Source organism: Streptomyces sp. TAA204 (assembly GCF_000424965.1).
Map to the genome: position 1 here is coordinate 149,707 of NZ_KE384283.1, position 25,133 is coordinate 174,839.

Annotated in this window: 18 protein-coding genes, 1 pseudogene and 1 riboswitch; of the genes and pseudogenes, 9 read left to right on the forward strand and 10 right to left on the reverse strand. The window is 73.3% G+C overall.

Annotated elements, in window-relative coordinates; genetic code table 11:
* Positions 1-633 precede the first annotated feature (633 nt).
* The gene (locus H343_RS0127875) at positions 634-1,176 is read left to right on the forward strand and encodes a response regulator transcription factor (RefSeq protein WP_486587088.1); all 543 of its coding nucleotides are present in this window, start codon (positions 634-636) and stop codon (positions 1,174-1,176) included.
* Here H343_RS0127875 and H343_RS0127880 read toward each other — a convergent pair.
* The 7 genes from H343_RS0127880 to H343_RS0127910 form a co-directional block, all read right to left on the reverse strand.
* Positions 1,153-3,138 carry an ABC transporter ATP-binding protein gene (locus tag H343_RS0127880; protein WP_051266306.1) on the reverse strand — a complete coding sequence of 662 codons (1,986 nt, stop codon included), beginning with the start codon at positions 3,136-3,138 and terminating at the stop codon, positions 1,153-1,155. The genes H343_RS0127875 and H343_RS0127880 overlap by 24 nt on opposite strands.
* Positions 3,135-5,162 carry an ABC transporter ATP-binding protein gene (locus H343_RS33320; protein ID WP_078506166.1) on the reverse strand — a complete coding sequence of 676 codons (2,028 nt, stop codon included), beginning with the start codon at positions 5,160-5,162 and terminating at the stop codon, positions 3,135-3,137. The genes H343_RS0127880 and H343_RS33320 overlap by 4 nt, the downstream gene beginning before the upstream one ends.
* A 106-nt stretch (positions 5,163-5,268) precedes the next feature.
* Entirely contained in the window at positions 5,269-5,397 is a 129-nt protein-coding gene (locus tag H343_RS35150) for a SapB/AmfS family lanthipeptide (RefSeq protein ID WP_106958971.1), read from the reverse strand.
* 22 nt (positions 5,398-5,419) lie between these two features.
* Positions 5,420-8,137: a class III lanthionine synthetase LanKC gene (lanKC, locus tag H343_RS0127895; RefSeq protein WP_028433802.1), complete on the reverse strand. Its 2,718-nt coding sequence runs from the start codon at positions 8,135-8,137 to the stop codon at positions 5,420-5,422.
* Between the two features lie 259 nt (positions 8,138-8,396).
* Entirely contained in the window at positions 8,397-9,281 is an 885-nt protein-coding gene (locus tag H343_RS0127900) for a 5-oxoprolinase subunit C family protein (protein WP_028433803.1), read from the reverse strand.
* Positions 9,278-10,000, reverse strand: a complete 723-nt coding sequence (locus H343_RS33325) for a 5-oxoprolinase subunit B family protein (RefSeq protein ID WP_078506167.1) — start codon at positions 9,998-10,000, stop codon at positions 9,278-9,280. Before H343_RS33325 ends, H343_RS0127900 begins: the two co-directional genes overlap by 4 nt.
* Positions 9,997-10,749 carry a 5-oxoprolinase subunit PxpA gene (locus tag H343_RS0127910; RefSeq protein ID WP_037905515.1) on the reverse strand — a complete coding sequence of 251 codons (753 nt, stop codon included), beginning with the start codon at positions 10,747-10,749 and terminating at the stop codon, positions 9,997-9,999. The genes H343_RS33325 and H343_RS0127910 overlap by 4 nt, the downstream gene beginning before the upstream one ends.
* Before the next feature lie 104 nt (positions 10,750-10,853).
* On the opposite strand from H343_RS0127910, the gene H343_RS0127915 reads away from it, so the two are divergent.
* From H343_RS0127915 to H343_RS0127955, 8 genes are all read left to right on the forward strand, one after another.
* On the forward strand, positions 10,854-11,558 hold the full coding sequence (locus H343_RS0127915; protein ID WP_028433805.1) for a GntR family transcriptional regulator: 705 nt from the start codon (positions 10,854-10,856) through the stop codon (positions 11,556-11,558).
* 281 nt (positions 11,559-11,839) lie between these two features.
* Entirely contained in the window at positions 11,840-12,625 is a 786-nt protein-coding gene (locus tag H343_RS0127920) for a class I SAM-dependent methyltransferase (protein WP_028433806.1), read from the forward strand.
* A 24-nt stretch (positions 12,626-12,649) separates the two neighbouring features.
* Positions 12,650-12,740: riboswitch (cobalamin riboswitch) on the forward strand.
* A gap of 177 nt (positions 12,741-12,917) precedes the next feature.
* Positions 12,918-14,357, forward strand: coding sequence for an SCO2321 family membrane protein (locus H343_RS0127925; RefSeq protein ID WP_028433807.1), 1,440 nt, complete (start codon positions 12,918-12,920; stop codon positions 14,355-14,357).
* The gene (locus H343_RS0127930) at positions 14,354-15,151 is read left to right on the forward strand and encodes an SCO2322 family protein (protein WP_051266269.1); all 798 of its coding nucleotides are present in this window, start codon (positions 14,354-14,356) and stop codon (positions 15,149-15,151) included. Before H343_RS0127925 ends, H343_RS0127930 begins: the two co-directional genes overlap by 4 nt.
* Positions 15,152-15,156: 5 nt before the next feature.
* Positions 15,157-16,566 (forward strand): CbiQ family ECF transporter T component, encoded by a 1,410-nt coding sequence (locus H343_RS33330; protein WP_078506168.1) that lies wholly within the window; start codon positions 15,157-15,159, stop codon positions 16,564-16,566.
* Positions 16,563-18,554, forward strand: a complete 1,992-nt coding sequence (locus tag H343_RS33335; RefSeq protein ID WP_078506169.1) for an ABC transporter ATP-binding protein — start codon at positions 16,563-16,565, stop codon at positions 18,552-18,554. Before H343_RS33330 ends, H343_RS33335 begins: the two co-directional genes overlap by 4 nt.
* Positions 18,551-19,399 (forward strand): ECF transporter S component, encoded by an 849-nt coding sequence (locus H343_RS0127945; RefSeq protein WP_486587089.1) that lies wholly within the window; start codon positions 18,551-18,553, stop codon positions 19,397-19,399. Before H343_RS33335 ends, H343_RS0127945 begins: the two co-directional genes overlap by 4 nt.
* Positions 19,400-21,137: 1,738 nt before the next feature.
* Positions 21,138-21,530 carry an antibiotic biosynthesis monooxygenase family protein gene (locus H343_RS0127955; protein ID WP_028433810.1) on the forward strand — a complete coding sequence of 131 codons (393 nt, stop codon included), beginning with the start codon at positions 21,138-21,140 and terminating at the stop codon, positions 21,528-21,530.
* Between the two features lie 201 nt (positions 21,531-21,731).
* On the opposite strand, the pseudogene H343_RS33340 reads toward H343_RS0127955, so the two are convergent.
* From H343_RS33340 to H343_RS0127970, 3 genes and pseudogenes are all read right to left on the reverse strand, one after another.
* Positions 21,732-22,414: pseudogene (locus H343_RS33340) on the reverse strand (HAD-IA family hydrolase).
* Positions 22,415-22,817: 403 nt separating this feature from the next.
* A complete protein-coding gene (locus H343_RS33345) occupies positions 22,818-23,807 on the reverse strand; it encodes a peptidoglycan-binding domain-containing protein (protein WP_158679636.1) in 990 nt (329 codons plus the stop codon).
* A 276-nt stretch (positions 23,808-24,083) separates the two neighbouring features.
* Positions 24,084-24,668 (reverse strand): TMEM165/GDT1 family protein, encoded by a 585-nt coding sequence (locus tag H343_RS0127970; RefSeq protein ID WP_028433811.1) that lies wholly within the window; start codon positions 24,666-24,668, stop codon positions 24,084-24,086.
* Positions 24,669-25,133 lie beyond the last annotated feature (465 nt).

The window sequence follows — 25,133 nt, forward strand, 5'->3', positions numbered from 1 at the left end:
AACGCCCCGGCGGGGACGACCCCGGCAGAGGCTCCGGCCCGGGTGTCCCGTACGGCCTCTGAGGTCACTCACGGCCCCCTTCTCACTTCACTTCGCCGGAGCGTAGCCGTCGGCGCTGATCCGGACCAAGTTTCACAAGACCGGACCGGCCGGGCCGCTCCGACCCTCGGGGCAAGAATTTACCGGCCAGTCACTTTCTCCGACGGGCCGGAGCGGGTGATTCGCGCCACCCCCGGCCGACCTGCGAACACCCGCGCACGACAGGGCGGTGGGGCGCCGGGGAAAAGGGCACCTCCGGCGAAAGCGGCCCAATCCTCCCCATTGACCGGCGCCTTCACCGCCCCGTCACCGCCCCCGCCCCGCAGCCGGATCCAATCCTTCCCGGGCCGTGGACCGAAGACAAAGAGTAACGATCGAAACACACAGGGCGCATACCGTGCTGCCGCACGCCCGGCGTGCGCTTCCAATGAGCCGGTCTCGTGACCTGATCGGCTGCTCACGAGACCGTCCCAACCGGTATGTGTTTACCAGTCCTTCGCATAAGCAGCGAAGTATTCGCCAGGGGGGTGGGACTTGTTACGGGTACTGCTGGTGCATGACGCGTACCTCCTCAGATCGGGGCTGGAGGCACTCGTGAGCCGTGCGTCCGACATGGCGGTCAGGACCGCCGACTGGAGCAGCGCGCTGAAGACGATGCGTACCGCGCCCGCGGACGTGTGCCTGGTGGACATGGAGTCCGCCGGAGACCCCGCGCTGCAGGACATGGCCCGCGTCCTGCGCAGGGACGGAACACAGGGCGGGCTGCTCGTACTTGTCGACGCCGACCGTCCCGGCGTCCTGCGCAGTGCGCTCGACGCCGGCGCCGTGGGCTTCCTGGACCACCAGGCCACGCCCGATCGGCTGCTGGCGGGCATCAGGGAGGTCGCCCGGGGGAAACGGTTCGTCGACGACTCGCTCGCCCTCGCCTTTCTCCGCGCCTCTCAGATGCCGCTGACGCCAAGGGAGTTAGCTGTGCTGTCCGTGGCCGCCGAAGGCGCGTCGATAGCCGAGATCGCCGATCGCCTCAGCCTGTCCGGCGGCACGGTACGCAACTACATGTCCGCGATCACCCGTAAGACGGGTGCCCGCAACCGGGTCGACGCCATCCGCATCTCACAGGGAGCGGGCTGGCTGTGACGGGGCCGACGACGGGTTCCAGCCCGCCGCCAGATCACGGTAGAGCGCGGAGCGCTCCAGCAGCTCGCCGTGCGTACCGAAGTCGGCCCGCGCACCGTCCAGGACGAGGACACGGTCCGCCCGCAGTGCCGAACTGACGCGGTGCGCGATCACGATGAGCGCGCCGGGGGACGGCACGCCTCCGCCGGGGGGCCCTGCGCCCTTCTCACCGGACGCACCGCCCTCCCCCGGCGCCGCCAGGGCCACGGCCCGGGCGGCGAAGGCCCGTTCGGCACATGACTCGGCGGCCGGGTCGAGATGGCAGGTCGCCTCGTCCAGTACGGCCAGCGGAGCGGGCGAGAGATACGCCCGCACCAGCGCGATCAGTTGCCGCTCCCCCGCCGAGAGCGCCCCCGGCTCCACCGCGCCGTCCAGGCCGCCCAGCCGGGCGACGGGCGCCTGGGCACCGAGAGCCCTCACGGCAGCGGCGACAGCCGCGTCCGGCGGCGGGCAGGGGCACAGATGGGCGAGATTGTCGCGGAGGGTGCCGGAGAAGACGTATGCCTCCTGGGGGATCAGCACCCGCGCGCCCGCCGCCTCGCGCCCGCTCGCGGGGCGCCCGCCGATGTTCACGCGGCCCTCGTCGGGCTCCGCGAGCCCGGCGATGAGCGACGCCAGCGTGGACTTGCCGATTCCGCTGGGTCCGACGACAGCGAGGTGCCCTCCCGGCGGCACCACGAGGCCGAGCCGGTCGATGACGGGCGCGGCGTGGGCTCCGTAGGCGAAAGTCACCCCGCTCAACTCGACCGCCGGGGGTGGGAGGGCCGTCGCCCCGCGCGGGGGCGGCACACTCGCCGCGTGCTCCGGCGCGGTGGTGTCGCGGTGCAGGGGAGCGCCGCCCGGGCCGGACGGAGGAGCGTCGGCCGCCTCCGCCCCGGGTGCGGGGGCGCGCAGGCGCCCGATGACGACCGCCAGACGCGCCGACGCGCTGCCCAGACCGTGGACGAGGCTCTGCAGAGCCGGAAGCAGAGCCTGCGTCAGATATGTCAGCGCGCCGGCGAGCGCACCCGCCGTCACCCCCCGGGAGAGCAGCCAGGGGGCCAGCGCCAGCAGCAGCACGACCGGCAGCCGCCCGCCGACGCCCAGTGCCACCGCGCGGGTCACACCCCACCGGGCGAGGCTCTCCGCCGCACGGCGCTCGGCTTCGATTCGGCGCCGTCCCCCGTGCAGCACACGCTCCTCCTCTCCGCAGGCCACCACGTCGCGCAGCCCCGAGAAGGCCGTGCCCAGCTCGTGGGCGACGTCCTCGTCCGCGGTCAGGAAGGTGAGCTGACGCCGGGCCATCGGCCGCAGCGAGGCGGCGAACAGGCCGAGTCCGAGCACGAGGGGCGGCACGACGACGAGCAGCAGCAGCGGCGCCAGGGCCAGCAGCCCGGCCAGCGCGCCCGCCACCGTGAAGAGGAACGACCGCGAGACCATGACGACTCCGGCGAAGCTGTCACGGGCGATCTCCACCTGATGGGTCAGCCGTGAGACGACGGCACTCCCCTCGCCGCCGCTGCCCGCCGGTGCCCCGGTGCCGACGGCGCGCTCCACGGCCCCGTCCAGCGCGTTGCGCACGACGGTACGCACCAGCTCGTCCCGCAGCGGCTCGGCCAGCGCCGCCACGGCGCCGTGGACCCGGCCCGCGCCCAGGGCTCCCAGGGGCACGGCGAGGGCCGTGACCGCGAGCCAGGCCAGCCCGGCGGCCGTACGGCCGGCGAGGAACCCGTCGTCGAGAGCACGGGCCAGACCGAAACCGAGCGCGAAGGTGTGCGCCGCCTCCAGCACCGACCAGCCCGCCAGGGCCGCCAGGGCCCGGGGGCGGCGGCGCAGGAAACGCAGCCCGGCCCGGACGAGGCCGCTGCCGCGTCCGCGGGCGGGACGGTGGGGACCGCCGGGACGCGGGCGGGGACGTGTGCCGCCTGTGTGCCGTTCCGTCATCCCGGACGCCCCTCGGTGCGGGCCGGTCCGGCGGCTGCTTCCTGCCCTTCGGGCCGGTCGCGTACAACGGGCCCGTCGCGCGGGCCGCTCGCGTGGGGCTCCTCCGGCTCCTCCGGCTCCTCCGGCCCGTCCTGCCCGTCGGGCACGTCCGGCTCGGTGAAGACCGCCCGGTAGTCCGGGAGTCGCCACAGCTCCTCGTGGGCTCCCACGGCTCTGACCCGGCCTCCGTCGAGCCAGGCCGTCAGATCGGCACGGGCAGCGGTCGAGGCACGGTGGGCGACGACGAGGCGGGTACGTGCACCGGATGCCTCGCCGAACAGCGCCTCGGTGACGCGCAGTTCGGTCACCGTGTCGAGGCTGGAGGTCGCGTCGTCCAGGATGAGCAGCCGACCGCCGTGGCCGAATGCCCGTGCCAGACCGATCCGTTGACGCTCACCGCCCGAGAGCGGTGCCTGCGCGCACGGGGTGTCGTACCCGGCGGGGAGCGTACGGATGAAACCGTCGGCGCACGCCGCACGCGCGGCCTCGGCCACCCGTGCTGCCCCCGGGCCCGCGCCCGCAGGTCCCCTTCCGGCCTTCCGCGCGCTCTCCGTTCCGCCGTGAGCGTGTGCGCGGCTGCCGAAGGCGATGGCCTCGCCGATCGTCGCGCCGAGGAGCGCCGGGCGGGCGAAGGCGCAACTGACCGCGCTGCGCAGCGACTCCCGGTCCAGACAGGCCAGTTCGACGCCGTCCAGCAGCACGCGCCCCGCGTCCGGCTCGGCGAGCCGACCGGCGAGAGCCGCGAGAAGCGACTTGCCCGACCCGGAACGTCCCACGAGAGCGACGGTGGCACCACCGGGCACCACCAGATCCACGCCGTCCAGGACGGTCCTCCCGCCCGCCACGGCCCGCACACCGCGCAGCTCCAGCCGTCCGGGACCTCGGCGGGGAAGCCGGGACCGCCCGTACCGGGGCGCGGGCACCCGGTGCACCTCCGCGAGACGGCGGGCGGCGACCCGGCTGCGTACGAGGGAGTTGAGCCGGCCCACGAGCACGCCCACCCCCGCGGCCAGCGCCGCGTACCGGGCGGCAGCGATCAGTCCGCCGACGCTCAGCTCGCCCGCGGCCAGCAGGCTTCCGCCCACGGCGACGACCGCGACCTGGAGCAGCGGCACCAGCACCGCGGCCTGTGCCGTGGCCCGCCCCTGCACCCGCCACACGCCGTGGCCCGCGCGGCTGAGTTCGTCCAGCGGCTCCAGGACGCGCTCGCGTTCGCGCCGCACGGTGCCCGCGGCGGCGATCGTACGGGCGCCGCCCAGTGCCTCCACGAGACGTCCCGCGAGCCGCGCCTGCGCCTCCTGGTAGCGGGTGCTCCAGTCGGCGGAGGTCCGGGTGAAGGCCCGCAGGAGCAGCACCAGCAGGGGAGTTCCGGCCAGGAAGACGGCTGCGAGCCTCGGGTCGATCAGGGCGAGGGCCGCCAGGCCGCCGACAGGAACGGCGAACGCGGCGAAGACGGTGGCCGCGGCCGAGGGTGCGCTCCCCGCGAGCGCGGCGTTGCCGGTCGCGCGCGTGACGAGGTCGCCGTCGCCGAACCGGGCGCCGCGGCCCGGGCCCAGGGCGAGGACGTGGCCGAGCAGCCGTGTGCGCAGCCACGCCGTGCTGCGGGCGTTGAGCGTGCCGGTGAGCAGTGCGTCGAGGACGTCCAGCAGCACCAGCGCCAGGCTGAGCCCCGCGCAGACCGCGATCCAGCGGCCCGCGTCGGTGCCGGTGACCGTACCGGTGGTGCCTGCCGTCAGAAGCTGGTCGAGTGCGCGGCCGAGCGCGGCCGGAAGCAGCAGGGTGACCGCGGCGGTGAGTGTGGCTGTGCCGCAGAGCGCCGCAGTTCGCGCGGCGCTGTGGCGCACCGCCGCGACGAGGAGCCGGGTACCGGTGACGGCGGTCTGTGAGGTTTCCGTGTCCGTACCCGTGTCCGTGCACCTGCCCGCGTCCGTGTACGTGCCCGGCGCGCGCACGTCCGGGCCGGGCGCCGTGCGGTCGCTCGCCATGGCGCCTCTCCTCCCGGGGTGAAGTGGCCCCGGACAGGAGTGGGTTCGCCACATCCTGTCCGGGGCCACGGACCGTCAGCTCACTTCAGCGAAGTGCCGGTGACGCTCAGAGGCACAGCAGCGCGCTGTGGGAGCTGAACTTGTCGCACAGCAGCAGGCTGGCGCTGCTGTCGTCGCCGCCTCCGCCGGTGAGGTCCTCCTGCGGCTCCAGCGACTGCAGATCGAGAAGTGCCATGTCGGTGTTCCTTTCGGTTGTCTTACGGGGACGGTGGTGCATCGGTACGGCCCGTTTCCGGACCGGTCTTGGGGCCGCCGCGGGGCAGCGGCGGGAGGAAGGGCAGGCCGGTGGGCGGCTCGCCCCTCAGTGCTGCGGCCGCGGCACTCGTGGCGAGCAGGCAGCCCGCCGTGCCGGTGGCCAGGTCCATCGACAGCCGCATCATCTGGTTGCCGGGGAAGGCGAGTCCGCCCCGGTAGTTCATGCCGTACCAGGCCATCGCGCCTAGTTGGGCGTCGATGCCGGACGTGTCGGCGCCGGGAGCCGTGGTGCGGCTGAGGTACAGCAGCATCCCCGCCCGCCCCTGGAAGAGCCCCGGCTGCGCGTAGTACCGCATGCGGGCAGCGGGTAGGACCGCGGCCCGCGCCCTCTCGAACTCCTCGGCACCGGGCCGGTGTTCGAGCAGGTCGTCGAGGACCATGCCGATGCCGGCGCTGCCGCCGCCGAGGTAGGGCATGATGCGGTTGCCCTCGTCGACCTGCAGCGTGCCCGCGCGGTCGGCCACGCAGCGCGCCAGGTCGCGGCGCAGTGCGAGGGCCGCCAGGTCCAGCAGCCCCGCGTCGCCGGTGCGTTCGTGGAGGCGCAGGAAGAGCAGAGCCGCTCCGGTGGCGCCGTGCAGCAGGCCGGCGCGGCCCCGCCACGGGTCCTGACCGCCTCTTCCTCCGTCGCCGGCCTTCCCCGCCTCCGCGGCCCCGGACTCCAGGCTCTCGGCGAGCAGTCGGGCGGCCGTGGCGGCGTGGTCGTGCAGTACGGACTCGCCCGTCGTGGTGCCGAGACGGTCCAGTGCGAGCCCGATGCCCGCCAGTCCGCCGTTCAGGGTGGGCCCGAGGCGCTGCCACTTCTCGTCGAGCACCCGGTCGGCCAGCTTCAGCGCCTCCTCGCTGTGCCCGAGCCGGTCGAGGACGTGGGCGACGCCCGTCAGCCCGTCGTAGAGCCCGAGCGGTGTGCCGGGCGGCGGTGCCCCGCTGTGCCGCAGCAGCCACTCCTCGCCCTCGGGGCAGGAGGGGGCACCGATCTCGGCGAGCGCGTAGAGCACACCCGCGGCACCGTGGGCGAGGCCGAGGCCGCCGCCGTCCGCGAACTGCGCGATGTCGCCGGGGAAGAGCCGGTCCTCACGCTCGGGTGTGGCAGAGGCCAGAACGGCCTTCGCCATCGCGTCGCGGCCGTGCGGCTGGGCGGACGGACGGACGGCGGCGGACGGCGGCGGCGGCGTGTGGGCCGCCGCGTCGGCGGACCGCAGCCGGCCGCCCCAGCGGCCCTCGATGGTGGCCACCGCGTCCCGCAGGAACCGGGGCGGCAGCTCGGGGAACTGCTCCGCCGCCACCTCCGCGAGGTGCGCCGCCTTGGCACGGTCGACGGCGAGCAGCATCGTCATCGGAACGAACAGCGCGATCCGCAGACAGGCGAGGGCGTAGTGGTCGATCTCGTAGCCGACGCGGTCCGCCGGCGCGATGAAGCCCGGGTGGGCGACGATCTGGCGCGGGTCGTCCTCGGCCGGTGCGGCGGCCTCGAAGTCCAGCAGGGACACGGACTGTTCGTCGGGCGCGACCATGATGTTGAACATGTGGAGGTCGTTGAAGACCAGTCCGCGCGAGTGGACCGCCTCGACGGCCTCCTCGACCATGCGGTGGATGCGCAGCGCCCACCGGGTGTACTCGGCGACGTCAGCCGGGTCCGGGGTCTCGGTCAGCAGCGGATGCCGTCGCGCGAAGAACGAGTTGAGGGTCTGACCGGGCAGATGGTCCATGACGAGGAAGCGGTGCCCGTCGAGCGTGAACCAGTCGCGCACACCCGGTGCGACGGACAGCCCCTCGAGCCGGTCCAGCGCCGCCTTCTCCCGCTCCAGCCGGGCCACCGCGTCCGCGCCGTCGGCGGCGAGTCCGGCGTGCGGCCGCGCCTCCTTGAGGACGACCTCCTCGCCGGTGCGCACGTCCGTACCGCCGTAGACACCGCCGCCGTTGGAGAAGTGCAGGGCGCTGTGGACGCGGTACGGGAGGCCGCCGAGGGAGGACCCCTGCCGTGCCTCGAGGTGCGGCCGGAGGAAGCCGGGCAGTGTCACCCAGTCGGGGACGTGGAAGACGGGGTCCCGGCGGTCGGGCACGAGCCGGCCGTCGGCGTCCTCGATCGCGGGCACCAGCGTGCCCTGCGGCGAGAGGCAGAAGCGCCGGGCGAAGCCTCCGTAGCGCACGTAGAGCGGTCCCTCGCCCCAGCGCAGGTCGGTGAGGATGTACGGACCCGGCTCGCCCGCGAGCGTTCCGCCCAGTTCGGTGAGGAGGGTGCGCAGCTGCTCCTCGTTCTCCGGATAGACGGTGGCGAATTTGCCGCTGGTGTCGCGGCCCGCGTACTTGGCATTCCGCAGATAAAGCAGAGTGCGGGCCGGCACGAATTTGAACGGGATGTTCCGCGGAACGCAGTAGTCCCACACAGCGGCAGCCACCGTGTCGGCGTTCCGCAGAGTGGCCGAGGCATGGACCTTCCAGCCCTGGGCCCGCAGTTCACCCCGTACGGGGCTCAACTGGAGCCAGTCGCCGGAGCGGTCGGCACGCCACCCTTCGGGCACGGGACGCAGCGCCGTGGGAAAGGCACCGGATGTCCCGGCCGACGCCTCGGTCCCAGCCTCGGACGGGCCCTCGGACAAACGGTCCGGAGTTTCGTAGAAATATCTGTCGGCGAGACAGAAGACCTCGTAACGCTTGTCCATTTCAATCCCCCCTCGGCGGCACGAAAAGAGAATTTCACGCGGCCCGGAGGGGGAACAGTCACGGCTGTCATGAGACGAGCGTTAAGAACGCACGAGTAACCAGGCTTTTCGGACGCGGCAGTCGGCGTCTGACCGGAAACTGCCGCCGCTTCCCGCAGGGTGTGGCGTTGCGTGCGCCGGGCGTAGGTGCGTGCGTACGGGGCGCGGGCGCTGAGCGCTGGGCGCGCGCGGAGGGTGCACCGGGTGGTGCGCGTGCGGGTCAGCCGGCGGGCGTGAAGCGGACGGGCGTACCGGGCGCGGCCTGTGCCACGGCTGCCAGTGCCTCCAGCGGCACGACCCCGATCACCGGATAGCCGCCCGTGACGGGGTGGTCGGCGAGGAAGACCACCGGACGTCCCTCCGGCGGCACCTGCAGCGCGCCCGACGCGATGCCCTCGCTGGGCAGTTCACCGTCCCGCGCACGCTCCAGCACCGGGCCCTCCAGGCGCAGGCCGATGCGGTTGCTGGCCGAGGAGACGCGGTACTCACCGGTGACGAGGGTGCGGCGTGCCCCTTGCGTGAACCAGTCCGCCCGAGGCCCGTACACCACCGGCAGCAGCAGTCGCCGGGGCGGGGCGCCCCAGGGCGCCGCATCGACCGGCGCCTCCGCGGCAGGACGCACGGCGCGGCCGCCGAGCCGCAACCGGTCGCCGTCCCGCAGGGGTTCGGGGCCGAGCCCGGAGAGCAGGTCGGTGGCGCGGCTGCCGAGTACGGGCTCCGCGTCGACGCCGCCGGCGAAGCCGAGATAGCTGCGTACGCCCGTCTGAGCCGGACCCGCCTCCAGCACCGCTCCCGCAGGCAGCCGGAACGGGATGCCCCAGGGCGCGGGACGACCGTCGACGGTGACGGGGCAGGGCGCGCCGGTCACCACCGCCTCGAGCGCCGCGCCGCACCCGGCTTCGGCACGCAGGGCGCAGCCGTTCAGCGTGGTCTCCAGAGTGGCGGCTGCCTCGGGGTTGCCGAGCAGGCGGTTGGCCAGCCGGTGGGCGGGCTCGTCCAGCGCGCCGGAGCGGGGCACGCCCAGGTGGGCGTGGCCGGGCCGCCCCAGGTCCTGGACGGTGGTCAGCGCGCCGGCCCGTACGACGTGGAGTGCGGCGGGGCTCACCGGCTCTCCCCCCGCTCCCGCTGGCGCGCCTGGTCCCGGTCCTCTTCCCCGCCCTGGCCCCGGTCCTGGTCTCCGCCCTGGTCCTGGTCCTCGGCCACGAAGCGGACCTGGGTGCCCGGCGCGAAGAGCGCCGCCGGCTCCCGGTTCTCGTCCCACAGCACGGTGCGGAGGGCGGTGCCGATCAGCTGCCAGCCGCCGGGCGAGGAGCGCGGGTAGACGCCGGTGTAGGGCCCGGCGAGTGCCACCGCGCCCGCGGGGACCTTGGTGCGCGGGTCGGAGCGGCGCGGCACGTGGTACTCCTCCGGGAGCCCCGTCAGATATCCGAACCCCGGTGCGAAGCCGCAGAAGGCCACCCGGAACGCGGTCGCCGCGTGCACCCGGCCGACCTCCTCGGGCGGGACGCCCCACATCCGGGCGACGTCCGCCAGGTCGGGGCCGTCGTAGCGGACGGGGATGGCCACGGCGGACTCGCTGCTCCGCGTGAGCGGCGGGATCTCCCAGTGGGGCAGCTCCCGGGCCAGCGGCCGCGGCTCGGTGATCCCGTCCAGCAGGACGGTGCGGGCACCCGGCACGATCTCGGTGATCCGCGGCAGCAGCCCGGCAGCGCGCCGGCGCAGCACCTCGGCGTGGAACGCCTCGGCCTCCTGGGCACCGGGCAGTTCGACGAGCAGTCCGTGCCGTCCCACGGGGAGGACGACGGGGGCGTCCCGGCGGCTCATGTGAAGGCCCGTACGGTCATTCCCGCACCGGTCAGCTCGTCGCGGATGCGGCGTGCCAGCCGGGCGGCGTCCGGTGTGTCGCCGTGCAGGCACAGCGAGCGGGCGCGCAGGCGCAGCGGCCGGCCGTCGGCGGCCGCGATCTCCTCGCCGCGGGCGATGGCCAGCGACCGCTCGATGATGCGTGCGGTGTCGCTCAGCACGGCGTCGGGCTCGCTGCGGGGCACCAGGGTGCCGTCGGCGCGGTAGCCGCGGTCGGCGAACGCCTCCTCGACGACGGGGAGGCCCGCCGCCGAGGCGGCCTCGTGCAGCTTCGAGCCGTGCAGTCCGAGTACGGGCAGGGTCGTGCCCGCTGCCCGTACGCCCTCGACGACGGCCGCGGCCTGGGCGGCGTCGTGCACGCAGCGGTTGTAGAGCGCACCGTGCGGCTTGACGTAGCTGACGGCGGTGCCGGCGGCACGGGCGAAGATCTCCAGGGCGCCGATCTGGTACGTGACCTCCGCGGCGAGTTCCGCGGCGGGTACGTCCATGCTGCGCCGGCCGAACCCGGCCAGGTCGCGGTAGGAGACCTGGGCCCCGATCCGTACTCCGCCCGCCGCGGCGCTCTCGCAGACGCGGCGCATGGTGAGGGGGTCGCCGGCGTGGAAGCCGCAGGCGACGTTGGCGCTGGTGACCGAGGTCAGCAGGGCGTCGTCGTCGGTGAGCCGCCACCGTCCGAAGCCCTCGCCAAGGTCCGCGTTGAGGTCGATCATCACCGTCAATCTAAGGGATTGTTGAACAATACGGCAAGGGGTATGTTGTCTCGTACTGCTTTCTGGGTTTCACTTGGCGGACCACATCCCGAGGGAAGAGCACCATGGCCGCCGACACCGACTCCGGCTCGGAGTTGTCCGAACTCACCGCCGACCGTGCCCTGTTGGGCCGCACCAGTACGGCCGAGCGGGTCGCGGGCATCCTGCGCGAACGTATCGCACAGGGGTTCTTCCTGCCCGGCGTGCGGCTCTCCGAGGAGCGCATCGGCAACGCCCTCGGTGTCTCGCGCAACACACTCCGTGAGGCGTTCCGGCTGCTGACGCACGAACGGCTGCTGGTGCACCGGCTCAACAAGGGCGCGTTCGTCCGCGTCCTGTCCGCCGCGGACATCGCCGACATCTACCGCGTGCGCAATCTCGTCGAGTGCGCCGCCATCCGGGGCCTGGAGGAACCTCCGTACCCCCTGGAGAGCGTCGCGAGCGCCGTCACGGACGGCGAGCGGGCGGCACGCGAGAACGAGTGGAACGACTGCGGCACCGCCAACATCCACTTCCACCAGGCCGTCGCCGGTCTCGCCGGCAGCGAGCGCACGGACGACCTGATGCGCGGCGTCCTGGCCGAGCTGCGGCTGGCCTTCCACGTCATGGACGACCCCCGCCGCTTCTACGAGCCCTACCTCTCCCGCAACCGCGAGATCCTCACCGCGCTGGAGGCGGGGGACGCGGCGGGGGCGGAACGCAAGCTGGGCTTCTACCTGGAGGACTCCCGGCGGCAGGTGATCGAGGCGTATCCGGAGCAGCCGGACTGAACCGGGCGGCCGGACCCCTGCGGATCAGAGGCGGTCCCGCCCGCCACCGTGACGCGCCCGGCCGGGCCGGGGCGATCGTTGAACGATTTCCGGGTCGCGCGAGGCGGCACACTTCACACGTGAACCGCCGCGGACGTGAGCCGCTGCGGACGAGAGCGGACGAGAGCCGCCGCAGACCGTGTGAGCGGCGGGAAGTCGGGTAGGGCGTGTTGCCCGGGGGCCACCCCGGCCCTCCCCCGTCGCTCAGCTTTGCCGATGCGCAGGAAGGTGGCCGCGCAGCAGTGGATCAGCACCTCGAACACCACTACTCGCACCTCGCGGAGACCTACGACTCCACCTGGGCCCACCGGCCCGAGTACCTCGACTGGATGGAAGAACAGATCAACTCCCGGCTGGACCTGCGGCACGGGGAGTGGATCGCCGACATCGGCGCGGGCACCGGGCTCTTCCTCAGGCGCCTCCTCCAGTACGCCACGCCGGAGACCCCCCTGACATGCGTCGACCCCTCCCAGCCCATGCTCGACCAGCTGCCGGACGACCCCCGCCTGCTGCCCGTACGCGCCACGGCCGAGGAGCTGGCCCGCGGGGTTCTGAAGGAGGGCGCCCTGCCACGTACGGACTTCGACGCGATCGTCATCAAGGAGGCCGTGCACCACTTCTCGGACCTGCCCGGCACACTCACGGGGCTCGCGCAGCGGCTGCTGCCCGGCGGACGCATTCTCATCGTCACGCTGCCGCCGGAGCTGGAGTACCCGCTCTTCCCGGAGGCGCTGCACAGATTCGCCGCGAACCAGCCCGAACCGGGCGATATAGAGGCGGCGTTGCGTGCGGGCGGCCTCGAAGCCCGTACCGGTTACGACGAGTTCCCCGTGAACGTCGACCCCGGCCACTGGCGGCGGCTCGTCGAGGGCCGCTGGATGTCCGTGCTCTCCACCTTCTCCGACGCCGAACTCGCCGACGGACTCGGGCAGATCGCCCGCACTGCCCGTACCGGGGCGGACGGCCGCCTGACCTTCCCGGACCGCTTCGCGTTCGTCGAAGGAAGGGCCCCCGAGGCGGCCAGCTAGAGTGGCGGTTCAGCCGTCGTCCGAGGGAAGCCGGTGAGATTCCGGCGCTGACCCGCAACCGTGAGCGGCGTCCGTGCATGCGAAGCAGGCGCGCGGGCCCGTGAGCCGGAGCACCCGGCCGGAGGCATGGCTCGTGGAGCCGGGGCCCCGCCAGGCGGCGGGGACCACGGCTCCCACCGTCGAGGTTTACGGAGCTGAGCCGGGTGTGCCGCAGAGTGGCAGCGTCTTCGGACGCGCACGCGGGCGGGACGGCCGTGCACGGCTGCGGACCGCTCACCGAAAGGGCACCCCCATGATCCTGCGCCGGAGAACCGCGGCCCTGGCCGCGTTCACCGCCCTCTGCGCCGTCACAGCACCGGCGGCGTCCGCTGCGGCCTCTGCCTCCGGTCACGACTCCGGTCCCGGCTCCGCTCACGGCTCCGGCGGGCAGATACGGGCCGCCCTCGCCGCGGGCACGGACGACGCGAAGGGCGCCAAGGATGACAAGGGCGCGAAGCTGCCGGCCGGGCTGTACGGCACGGCCGACCCCAAGTTCGACGGGGTCTGGCGGCAGTCCGTCGCACTCCTCGCACAGAAGGCCGCCGGTGCCACGCCCGCGGCGAAGGCCGTGAAGTGGCTCGCCGGACAGCAGTGCGCCGACGGCTCCTTCACCGCATACCGCGCCTCGCCCAGCACCCCGTGCGACCCGGAGAAGACCCCTGGCGACACCAACGCCACCGCGGCGGCCGTACAGGCGCTGTCCGCCACCGGCGGACGCGACGGGACGGTGGACGAGTCCCTCGCGTGGCTGCGTTCCGTGCAGAACGAGGACGGCGGCTGGGGATACAACCCCGGCAGCCCCTCGGACGCCAACTCCGTGTCCGTCGTCATCGGCGCCTTCGCGGCGGCCGGCAAGCAGCCCGGGAAGACGCTCAAGGACGGGAAGTCCCCCTACGACGCGCTCGCCGCGCTCCAGCTCGGCTGCGACGCGGAGAAGAAGGAGCGCGGCGCCTTCGCCTACCAGCCCGGCGAGAAGGACGGACTCGCCGCGAACGACGACGCCACGGCAGCAGCCGCGCTCGCCGGGCACGGCAGGGGTCTGCTGGCCCGGCAGGACGGTGGGGACGGTGGGGACAGCGAGAAGAGCGGGAACGACGACAACGGTGAGAGCGGCGGTTCTTCGAAGCCGCTGAAGCCGCTGGAGTGCGGCGCGGGCGGCGAGAGCGACAAGGGCGGCGACGAGGCCGGGGAGAGCCGCAGCCCGCAGCGTGCCGCGCAGGCGGGTGCCGCCTACCTCGCGTCCGTGCTCGACGAGAACGGCGGGCACCTGAAGTCCGCGACACCGGGCGCCGAGAGCGGCCCCGACTACGCGAACACCGCCGACGCGGTCATCGCGCTCGCCGCAGGCGGCCACCGCACCGAGGCGAAGGAGTCCCTGAACTGGCTGGGCGAGGAGCTGGACTCCTGGGACAAGTCCGGGGACGACCCCGCCGCCATCGGCGGCGTCATGCTCGCCGTGCACGCCACGGGAGGCGACGCGGCCACGCTGAAGGGCACCGGGCTGCTGAAGCGCCTCAACGCCACGGGCCCCGAACCGGCCCGTATGCCGGGCGGTTCGGGAGACTCCGCCGGGTCCTCCGGCGAGAAGGAGGACAGCTCCGTGCTGACCTGGTCCCTGGTCGGCGCGGGTCTCACCGCCGGTGCCGGAGTCGGCTTCCTGCTCAGCGGCCGCCGGAAGCGGCAGGGTCTGTGAGGGCGCCGCTGACGGTGCGCCGCGTCCTCGGGGCCGGCCTGCTCGCGCTGCTGGCGGCGGCGGTGCCGGGCAGCGCCACGGCGCGGGAGGCCGCCCCGGCGCAGGCGGCGGGGCGGGAGGCGCAGGCTCAAGCGGCTCAGGCACGGGACGCGGACAGCTACCGGTACTGGTCCTTCTGGGAGGGAGACGGAAGCGGCGGGTCCTGGTCGTACGCGACCGAGGGACCGTCCGTGCTGCGCCCCGGGGACGGCGACGTGCTCGGCTTCCGCTTCTCCCTCAGCGAGGACTCCGGGGACGCGGCGAAACCGCGCGCGGACGTGGAGTTCGAGAAGGCGTGCGCGCGTACGGAGACGGAGAAGGACCGCAAACGCGTCGCGATCGGCATCGACTTCGGCACCCCGGCCGACGCACCCGGCGAGGAGCGGCCCCCTGAGGCACGCGCCGCCTGCGCATCCGTCGCCGAGGACGCCACCGCCGCCGAGGCGCTGGCCTCGGTCGCCGAGCCGCTGCGCTACGACTCCTCCGCGCTGCTCTGCGCCATCGACGGCTATCCGAGGCGTGGTTGCGGCGAGATGGTCAAGGGCGCGGACAAGGACGCGGGCAAGGGCGCCGACCAGGACGGCGGCAGCGGAACCGGTGCGGACGACTCCAGCGACGGCGGCGGCGCGTCCGCGGACGACGGCGGTGAGGGGGACGGCGCTCTCGGCCCCGTCGCGGGCGTCGCGGCGGGCGGTGCGGCCGTCGCGCTGCTCGCCGCCGCGGCCGTTCGGCAGTCACGCCGCCGCCGCGGGTGAACCTCATGACCGGCCGCCGCTCCGCCCGTTCCGCTCCCGGCCCGGACAGGCACGTGCCGGTCCGGACCGCCGGGCGGGCACACCACCGCACCCTGGACCGGAACCGTGCCTCGTCTCGCCTCCGTGCACCCGAGGCGAGACGAGGCACGGCCCTGCACCCCGGTGCGTGGTGGCTGTGGGCGCTCGGCCTGGCCACAGCCGCGTCGCGCACGACGAACCCGCTGCTGCTCATGCTGCTGTGCGCGGTCGCCGGCTACGTCGTCGCCGCGCGCCGTACGGACGCGCCCTGGGCCCGCTCCTACGGGGCGTTCCTCAAGCTCGGACTCGCCGTCCTCGTCATCCGGCTGTTCTTCGCCTTCTTCCTCGGCTCCCCCGTCCCCGGCAGCCAAGTGCTGCTGACCCTGCCGGAGTTGCCGCTGCCCGAGTGGGCACGGGGCGTACGGATCGGCGGTCGGGTGACCGCCGAGGGCATGCTGTTCGCGCTCTACGACGGTCTGCGGCTGGCCACGCTGCTCGTGTGCGTGGGCGCGGCGAACGCCCTGGCCAATCCCGCCCGGCTGCTGAAAGCACTGCCCGGCGCGCTCTATGAGGCCGGAGTCGCAGCGGTCGTCGCGATGACCTTCGCGCCGAACCTCGTCGCCGACGTCCAGCGGCTCCGCGCCGCGCGCCGCCTGCGGGGACGTCCCGACAAGGGCGTACGGGCGCTGCTCCAGGTCGGACTGCCGGTGCTGGAGGGCGCGTTGGAGCGCTCGGTCGCCCTGGCCGCCGCGATGGACGCACGGGGCTACGGGCGCAGCGCCTCCGTTCCCGCCGCCGTACGCCGTACCACCACCCTCCTCACGCTCGGCGGGCTGCTGGGCGTGTGCGCGGGTTCGTACACGCTGCTCGCCGCACAGGGAGCCGCCTACGGACTGCCGGTGCTGCTGGGCGGCGTGGTGCTGGCGCTGGTGGGGCTGCGACTGGGCGGGCGGCGCAGCGTCCGTACCCGCTACCGTCCCGAACGCTGGGGCGGGCGCGCCTGGTCGGTGGCCGCCTCGGGGGTCGCGGTCGGTGCCGTGCTGGTGGCGGCGGGCGGAGCCTTCCCGGAGGCGCTGAATCCGCCCGCTGTGCCGCTGACGGCGCCGGACCTTCCACTGTGGCCCGCGGCGGGCCTGCTCATCGGTCTGGTGCCGGCGTTCGTGGCGCCGCTCCCCGCACCCGCAGCCCGTGCCGCTCCGGCGCCTCCGGCGCCGCGCCGGTCGCCGTCCTCGTCACCGTCCCCGTCCCCGTCCTCGTCACAGGCCGCGCCCGCAGCTCCGGCGGCATCCCCGCCCGCGTCTCGGTGCGCGCCCACGCCTCCGCGTGCGTCCCCGTCCGAATCCCCCTCCGAATCCCCGTCCAATTTCCCGTCCGATTCCGAGGAGAGCGCACAGTGATCCGCTTCGAGCAGGTGTCGGTCCACTACGAGGCCACGGCAACCGCTGCCGGCGTGCCCGCGGTGCGCGGCCTGGATGTGGAGATACCCGAGGGCGAACTGTGTCTGCTCGTCGGCCCCTCCGGTGTCGGCAAGTCGACTCTTCTGGGAACCGTGTGCGGTCTCGTGCCGCACTTCACCGGCGGCACCCTGCGCGGCCGCGTCACCGTCGCCGGACGCGACACCCGTGCGCACAAGCCGCGCGAACTGGCAGACGTCGTCGGCACCGTCGGCCAGGACCCGCTCGCGCATTTCGTCACCGACACCGTCGAGGACGAACTCGCCTACGGCATGGAGTCGTTGGGCCTGCCTCCCGGCACGATGCGCCGACGCGTCGAGGAGACGCTCGACCTGCTCGGCCTCAACGAACTGCGCGAGCGTCCCCTGGCGACCCTCTCGGGAGGCCAGCAACAGCGCGTGGCGATCGGCTCGGTGCTCACACCCCACCCCCGGGTGCTGGTCCTGGACGAGCCGACGTCCGCACTCGATCCGGCCGCCGCCGAGGAGGTGCTCGCCGTGCTCCAACGGCTCGTGCACGACCTCGGCACGACAGTTCTGATGGCCGAGCACAGGCTGGAGAGGGTCGTGCAGTACGCCGACCAGGTGCTGCTGCTTCCGGAGCCCGGCGCCGCGGCCCGGCTGGGCGCTCCCGCCGAACTGATGGCCCTCTCGCCCGTCCGTCCGCCCGTGGTCGCGCTCGGCCGGCTGGCCGGCTGGTCGCCGCTGCCGCTGTCGGTGCGGGACGCCCGGCGCAGGGCCGGGCCGCTGCGCGCCGAACTGGCGGCCGCCACCGCCGCTCCGGCCGCCGCCACGGCCACCCCTACAGCGGCCGCCGCGAGTTCGGCCACCACGGACGCGGTCGCGGACACGGACGCGGACACGGACGCGGCAGGAGCACCGCCCCGGACAGCCGCTCCCGGCGGGCAGCCTCCGCCGGCCGCTTCGCGGCCCCGGCTCCTGGACCGCATCCGTGCCGCCACCCGCCCCCGGACACCGCGCAGTTCCCCTCCCCCTCGCCCCCCGGACGGGGACGGGCCTGCGGCCGCACCCGAGCCCGCACCCCGCACGGGTCCGCTCGCCGAGGTCGCCGGACTCTCCCTGCGGCGAGGCACCGTCACCGCCCTGCACGAGGTGGATCTCACGCTGCGCGCCGGAGAGACGGTGGCCCTGATGGGCAGGAACGGCGCGGGCAAGTCGTCGCTGCTGGGCGCCCTGGTGGGCTTGCACGAACCCGCCTCCGGGACCGTCACTGTCGGCGGCGCCGACGCCCTGGCACCCTCCCGCACCCGGCCCGGACGCCTCCTGCGGCACGTCGGCCTCGTACCGCAGGAACCCCGTGACCTGCTGTACGCGGACACCGTCGCCGCCGAGTGCTCCACCGCCGACGAGGACGCCGGCGCCGAACCGGGCACGTGCCGCGCCCTCGTCGCCGCGCTGCTCCCCGACGTGGCCGACGGCACCCACCCCCGTGACCTGTCGGAGGGGCAGCGACTGGCGCTGGCACTGGCCGTCGTCCTCACCGCCCGTCCGCCGCTGGTCCTGCTCGACGAACCGACCCGCGGCCTCGACTACGCGGCCAAGTCCGCCCTCGTCGGCATCCTGCGCACCCTCACGGACGAGGGTCACGCGGTCGTCCTGGCCACCCATGACGTCGAGTTGGCCGCCGAGTCGGCACACCGGGTCGTCATCCTCGCCCAGGGCGAGATCGTCGCCGACGGCCCCACCGCCCAAGTCGTCACCTCCTCCCCCGCCTTCGCACCGCAGGTGTCCAAAGTGCTGGCGCCCGCACGCTGGTTGACCGTCCCGCAGGTGGCCTCCGCCCTGCACGAGGCGCGGCACGCCGCACCGGCCGCGCGGGACACGCAGGACGCGCAGGACGCGCCTGACGACCAGGGCGGCCCGGACGGTTCGGCCTCGCCTGGCGGACCGGACGAGAGGAGACGGCAGTGAACGCCGAAGTGAAGACGCCGCCGCGGCCCGCCCGTACGCGACGCGGCACCCCCCGGGCCCTGCGCCTCGGCCCCCGCTCCGTGGCGGCACTCACGCTCACCAGCGCCAGCGGCGTCGTCGCCTTCGGCTGGCCGCTGCTGGCCGACTCGGCCTCCGGCCTGGCCCACTCCCGCGACGCGCCCTGGCTGTTCGCCGCACTGCTGCCGCTGCTGCTGGCCGTCGTCGTGGCGACGATCGCCGACGCCGGGATGGACGCGAAGGCCGTCGCGATGCTGGGCGTACTGGCGGCGGCCGGCGCGGCCCTCAGACCTCTCGGCGCTGGAACCGCCGGTCTGGAGCCGATGTTCTTCCTGATCGTGCTGTCCGGCCGCGTGCTGGGCCCGGGCTTCGGCTTCGTACTGGGCGCACTGTCGATGTTCGCCAGTGCGCTGCTCACGGGCGGCGCCGGGCCGTGGATGCCCTTCCAGATGCTCAGCATGGGCTGGGTCGCGATGGGCGCCGGGCTGCTCCCGGGGGCCGAACGGCTGCGGGGGCGGCGGGAGTTGCTGATGCTGGCGGCCTACGGCGCCCTCGCGGCGCTGATGTACGGACTGGTGATGAACCTCCAGGGCTGGCCGTACATCGCGGGGCTGACCTCCGGCGTCTCCTTCGTGCCGGGCGACCCCCTGGCCGACAACCTCACGCGCTACGCGGCGTACGTCCTGGCCACCTCCCTCGGCTGGGACGTACCGCGTGCCGTGCTGACGGTCGTGCTCGTCCTCACACTCGGCGGCACGGTGCTGCGTGCGCTCCGCCGCGCGACGCGCCGGGCCGCGTTCGAGGCACCGGTCGGCTTCGTCCCCTGACGAGCGGTACGGCACGATGGGCGGCATGAGCATCGTCAAAATCAACGTGTGTGCCGAGCCACGCACATGAAGTGATCAGGAGCGGGCGGGCACGGAGTGGTCACCGTTCGCTGTTCCGGCGGGTGCGGGGGCGGCGGAGGACATGACGGGCATGCTTGCACCTGTCTGCCGGTGACGCCCACCGGGATTCGCCCTGCGGGCACCGGAGGGGGCGGCACGCACCCTGTTCACACCGCTTCTGAGCGTGTGTGCGTACGTCGACCGTGCCACCAACTCCAGATCGTGTGGCCCACCAGAGCCAACGCAACAGCGCCGGCGGCGAATCGGATGACGTCCCACGTCATTCCGACAACCTGACCCTGCCCGTCACTCTCCACGGACAGCCGCATCGAGGTCTCGTAAAAGGCTACGAACGGAACGACCAGTCGGAAGCCGAGGCCGGAGGCACCGGGGATCCGTGCCAAATTGCCCAGGAACCCTGCCGGAGCTCCGAGAATGAAAGCCGCCGTTCCCCACACGAACATCTGAGAGGAAACCACTCCACCGGAGGCGCCGGAACCCATTCCGGCCGGAGTGGAGACGGACTTCACGCCGTCCGGAAGGGCGGGGCTCATGTCTTTGAATATGTAGTATGCGACTACACCTATGGCCAACCCCAGAGATGCCAGCAAGGCGGATTCAATTTTGGATCGACGGAAATAGCCCACCAAGAATGCGTAGCAGACCCACGACCAGCCACCGGAGAAAGCGGTACTCACGGCGACGCCGACTGGATTTTCCCATTTTCCGGCGAAGGGACCCCGCCAGACCAAGCAGCAACCCCGTCCCGAGAGACACAGCGACCGGCGCAGCGCGAGTGCGCAGAAGGCGCATGATTCCCATTCCTTTTCGTGGTTTCGCCGATGCTGAAGGTGACGCCGCCCGAGGGCTGCGCGGTGTCTGCGCACTGCCTGCCGGGCAGGGCTGATCGTCCATTAACAGGATTTTGGGAACAGCCTGGGTGCCCAACATCGGGTTCGTGAGAACAATCCTGGCTCGGCGTGCCGCTGGATTATCCGCGCTACCGTTTCCGATAGATGAGCCAAATGAGGACGAGGGCGACGCCGGTACAGATGAACCCCCAGGTGGTGACCGTCGAGCTTCGATCAGCCCACTTGTCGGCAAGAGCAAAGTAAGACTCAGTCATCGCTACCTTCGGGATTGAAAGAGAAGGAAAGGCCCTGCCGCAAGAAACAGAATCGCGAACGGAGTCACCACGGTGAAACCCCTGCCTTTGACTACATCAGAAATAACGAAGACGGCCAACAGCAACCCGAGAAAAACCTCGACCATGCCGACGGCGCGAAATATACGCTTCTTCCTGTCCATATTCACCTCCGTCCACATTCGGGGCGGTCGGCGAAGCCGCCCCGAATGTGCCATGACCAGTTGTAATTCTCTGATACGTAGGTCCCAGCAGCTGCGCCGATCATGGAGCAGAACGGCAGCGCAGGACCAGCGAGGCTGCCACCCGCAGGGGCGGACACTGCGGCAGCGCCAGCTTCACACAGACCCGGGACGCCAATCCCCGTGAGAAGGCCGGCGAAGTTGGCTTCGGCTAGATCCATGTCCCCCCGTCAAAGCACCCCCAACAATGTTGACCACATTCGCACCATTGAATATCCCGTGCGCGCTCTCCAGCCGGGCGCGGGGGAACCGGCGCAAGGGCACGCGGCGGCGGTGCGGCAGGATGGGGTGCATGAGCATCGTCAAAATCAACGCCCTGACCGTCCCCGCGGATCAGCGCGAGGTTCTGGAGAAGCGGTTCGGCGCCCGTGCGGGCACCGTCGAGAGCTCGGACGGCTTCGAGTGGTTCGAGCTGCTGCGTCCCCTGGAGGGCACCGACCAGTACCTCGTCTACACGCGCTGGCGCAGCGAGGAGGACTTCCAGGCGTGGATGGAGGGCTCCGGCAGGCGCGCTCACGGCGGCGACGCCAAGCCGGACGCCGGCAAGCCCGGTGAGGACGCCGCCGATGCCGGTACCGGTGGCGGTACCGAGGGCGCAACCGCACAGCGGCCCGCGCCCGCGGCGACGGACTCCACCCTGTGGACCTTCGAAGTGGTCCAGCAGGAGGGCCCGAAGCCCGGCTGACCCACGAAGGCGACCTCTCTCACCGGCGCGGTGCTGTGCGTACCCGGTGTGCGGACGCTGGAGCGCCGCGGCCGCCCGGCCACGTCACCGGTGGCGGGCGCACTGGAGAACGAGCCTTCCGGAGGCTCCGGTTCGGGCACCGTCTCCGCCAGGCAGGCGGACCGAGGCGTGAGGACCTTCAGTCCGGGCCTGCTCACGCCTTCATCCCGGGCTCTGGGCCCGGTCCCCGAAGCTCAGGCGCACTTCGCCGCCGGCGAGGGGCTCGACGACGAGCGCGGTCAGGTCCTCGACGTGCACCGTGGGCCCGTACGCCGCCGCACGTGCGCCGACCCCCACGACCCGCATGCCCGCCGCGCGGGCCGCGGCGATGCCCGCGCCGGAGTCCTCGAAGGCCACGCACTCGTCCGGGGTGAGGCCGAGTTCGGCCGCGCCCTTGAGGAAGCCCTCCGGGTCGGGCTTGCTGGCGCTCACGGATTCCGCGGTGACACGGAGGTCCGGCACGCGCAGTCCGGCGGCGTTCATACGCGCGGTGGCGAGGCCGGTGTCGGCGGAAGTCACCAGGGCGTGCGGCACCCGCTCAACGGCCGCCAGGAAACGGCGGCTCCCCCGACGGGGACGATGCCGTCGACCTCGCGTGTCTCCCGCGCCAGAAGTTCGCGGTTCTCCGCGTGGTTGACTTCCGTGGGGCGGTCCGGGAAGACGTCGGCCATGGTCAGGTGTCCCTGACGGCCGTGCGCGATCCGCAGCACCTCGGCCGGGTCCACGCCCTTGGACTCGGCCCAGTCCGTCCAGACACGTTCGACGACCGCGTCGGAGTCGAGCAGTGTGCCGTCCATGTCGAGCAGCAGGCCCCGGGCGGTGAGACCGGGTCGCGGTCCGGGCATGACGTGCGTGCTCCCTGTTCGTACGAGAAGGAACAAGGTGGTCCCGCCCGCCGGTCAGGGATGCCCATCCGTCAGGTCGGGCTCCCCCTGGGCCACACGGCTCAGGGGGAACGGGCGGGACCACTTTGTTTCTCCACGATACAAAGAACCCGGCGAACGCGCCAGTGCCCGCGAGCACTCGCAGTCACACGACCGGCTTGCACACGACGGGATTGCACGACCGCCGGCACGCGACTGGCCGCGGACGACAGGCAACACACGACCTGCGGCGGACGACCGGCGGCGGACGACCGCCCCGGCCGGCGCACATGCGACCGCACACACGCGGACGGCACAGACGCGGTCCATAGGCGCGGTCCACAGGCGCGTCCCACGGCCCCCGACACCCGCACCTGCTCCCGCCTCACCCCGCCGTGTGCGACTCCAGCGCCCAGCGGGTGTTCGGCCCGTACTCGCCGAAGTCGTCCCCGCGCACCTGGCGCGCGGCCTGGTACCGGGCGACGCCCCGCTGGACGTCCCGTGAGTAGACACCGTCCTCCGGCGCGTCCTGCGGGAGTGCTCCGGCCTGCTTGAGGCGGCGCTGCAGCTCGACGACCTCCGTGCCGGTGTCACCCACGCGCAGCGTCGGACCGCCCGGCTGCTCCGGCCGCTGGGGCGGGCGCGGCCTGTCGCGGTCACGGTCCCTGCTTCCGTCCCGGCCTCCGTCACGTCCGCGCTCACCCTCCCGGCCGCGCTCTCCCGAGTCGCCGGAGCGGCTCGGGGCGGAGGAGGAGCCGGCCGGCGGGACGGCGTCCCGCGACGTGTGCTCGTCGCCGTCACGGGCGGCGCGCGGCGTTCCGGTGGCGGTACGGGAGGGGGCCGGGGCGGGCTTGTCGCCGCGCTCGCCCGTCTCCGGGCGGGAGGGTTCCTCGGTCGGTCCGCCGCTGGGGACGTCGGTGAACGTCCGGTCGTCGGCGCTGAGGTTCCGATCGTCGCCGGTGCCCTTGTCGCCCGTCAGCGACTGGGTCGTCAGCAGACCGGCGCCGAGGGCCGCCGCGACGCCGGCTGCCGCGAGCGCGGCCGTGCCCCCTCGGCGCCTGCCGCCTGCGGCTGCCTTCTCCCGCGGGACGGGCCGGGCCGTCGCGCCGGGCACCTCGGAGGCAGGCGGCAGGCCTGGCGCGCGGGATGCCCTCCGGGAGCCCGCACGGGACTTCTTGCTCCTGCGGCCCCCGTCGCGCGGGGCGGGTGACTGCCGCGCCTCGCCGCCTTCTTGAGCGGGCGGCTGCTCGGGCGGGAGAACGGCGTGCAGTTCAGCGGTCTCCTCCGTGCCGCAGCGCGCGAAGGGTTCGAGGTCCGGGGAGTGAACCCCCGCCAACTCGGCCTCCGGCAGGTCCACGTACGGACGTATGTGCATGGGGTCGACGTGATCGGCCGTGAACGGACCCACGCAGCCGCACGACGTCCCCCCGTGAGCGGGCTGTTCCGCGCCGCATCCCGGGCAGCACCTGTGCGTCGTCATACCGGCCCCTCCCCTGGGCTTCGCCGCCGCACCCCGTGCGCGACCGCACCACCCGAATCGCCAGTGACTGTCCAGCCGTGCACCTTACGCGGTCGATGTTCGACTCGGTCGGCCGAGGTCCGAAAAGCCGTACGAGCAGGGCGGATTGCCGCTGTGCCCGCTGTCGTTGCGCTACGGCGCGACCGCCTCGTACAGGCTGAACCCCGCGAGGGCGAGCATCAGCAGCGCCGCCACACGCGTGATCCACTTCAACGGCACGAACCGCATGAGGGTGCGCCCCCCGAGGATGCCGAGAGCCGCCACCGCCCACAGCGCGAGGACGGCGCCGAGGCCGACCGAGAGCGGATCGTCGTACCGCGCCGCGAGGTTGGCGGTCATGATCTGGGTGAGGTCGCCGAACTCCGCGACCAGGATGAGCATGAAGCCGCTGGAGGCGACCTTCCAGAAGGACTGGTCGGCCGGTGCCTTCGCGGGCCCCTCCTCCTCCGCGTCCTTCTTCAGCAGCAGCGTGACGGCGCCCGCGAGGAAGAGCAGACCGACGACGGCCTGGAGGAGGCGGTGCGGAAGCAGCGTCAGAACACTGCCCGCGGCGACGGCCAGTACGACGTGCAGCACGAACGCCGCGGCGACACCCGCGAAGACGTACGAGGCGCGGTAGCGGGTGCCCAGCATCAGCCCGGCGAGGGCTGTCTTGTCGGGCAGTTCGGCGAGGAAGACGACGCCGAAGACGACGGCGGCGACGGAGAAGCTGATCACGGAGTTTTCCTCTGGGACAGGGCTGCCGTACCGACGCAGCGCACACCCCGGCACGGCAGCGTCGTACAGGACGGACGCTGCTTGCCGAAGGTCTCGCTGGCGCGACGGTGACGACAGGGCGGGGGTGCCGCCTGTCCGAGGTGCCGCGCTCCGGGCGCCGGGGCCCGGTCACCTGCGGCGGCACCGCACGAGGCGGTGACGGCGCGACAGGCACGAGCCCAGTGTGTCGACGGTCCGGCGAAGAGCTACTCCCCTTCTGCTGCGCGCAAGGCTACCGGGCGCGGCGGCGGGACCGCTCGGCGGCCCGCGCGACCGAGGAGACCGGGACGAGTGACAAGTCCCACACTCCGCGGCTTCTTCGCGGCCGGAATGCGCGGGGGCGGGAGCGCGGGCGCGTGCGCGGCGCCCGCCGCTCGCACCGGGCAGGGGCAGCCGGCAACCCGAGGCCGGTCACATCTGCCGGTC

Bases quoted from the DNA above. Each gene is read 5' to 3' on its own strand.
- H343_RS0127880 (WP_051266306.1), bottom strand. From the start codon at position 3,138: ATGACGGAACGGCACACAGGCGGCACACGTCCCCGCCCGCGTCCCGGC.
- H343_RS33345 (WP_158679636.1), bottom strand. From the start codon at position 23,807: ATGCACATACGTCCGTACGTGGACCTGCCGGAGGCCGAGTTGGCGGGG.
- lanKC (WP_028433802.1), bottom strand. From the start codon at position 8,137: ATGGACAAGCGTTACGAGGTCTTCTGTCTCGCCGACAGATATTTCTAC.
- H343_RS35150 (WP_106958971.1), bottom strand. From the start codon at position 5,397: ATGGCACTTCTCGATCTGCAGTCGCTGGAGCCGCAGGAGGACCTCACC.
- H343_RS33330 (WP_078506168.1), top strand. From the start codon at position 15,157: ATGACCGGCCGCCGCTCCGCCCGTTCCGCTCCCGGCCCGGACAGGCAC.
- H343_RS0127955 (WP_028433810.1), top strand. From the start codon at position 21,138: ATGAGCATCGTCAAAATCAACGCCCTGACCGTCCCCGCGGATCAGCGC.
- H343_RS33320 (WP_078506166.1), bottom strand. From the start codon at position 5,162: ATGGCGAGCGACCGCACGGCGCCCGGCCCGGACGTGCGCGCGCCGGGC.
- H343_RS0127925 (WP_028433807.1), top strand. From the start codon at position 12,918: ATGATCCTGCGCCGGAGAACCGCGGCCCTGGCCGCGTTCACCGCCCTC.
- H343_RS33325 (WP_078506167.1), bottom strand. From the start codon at position 10,000: ATGAGCCGCCGGGACGCCCCCGTCGTCCTCCCCGTGGGACGGCACGGA.
- H343_RS0127915 (WP_028433805.1), top strand. From the start codon at position 10,854: ATGGCCGCCGACACCGACTCCGGCTCGGAGTTGTCCGAACTCACCGCC.
- H343_RS0127910 (WP_037905515.1), bottom strand. From the start codon at position 10,749: ATGATCGACCTCAACGCGGACCTTGGCGAGGGCTTCGGACGGTGGCGG.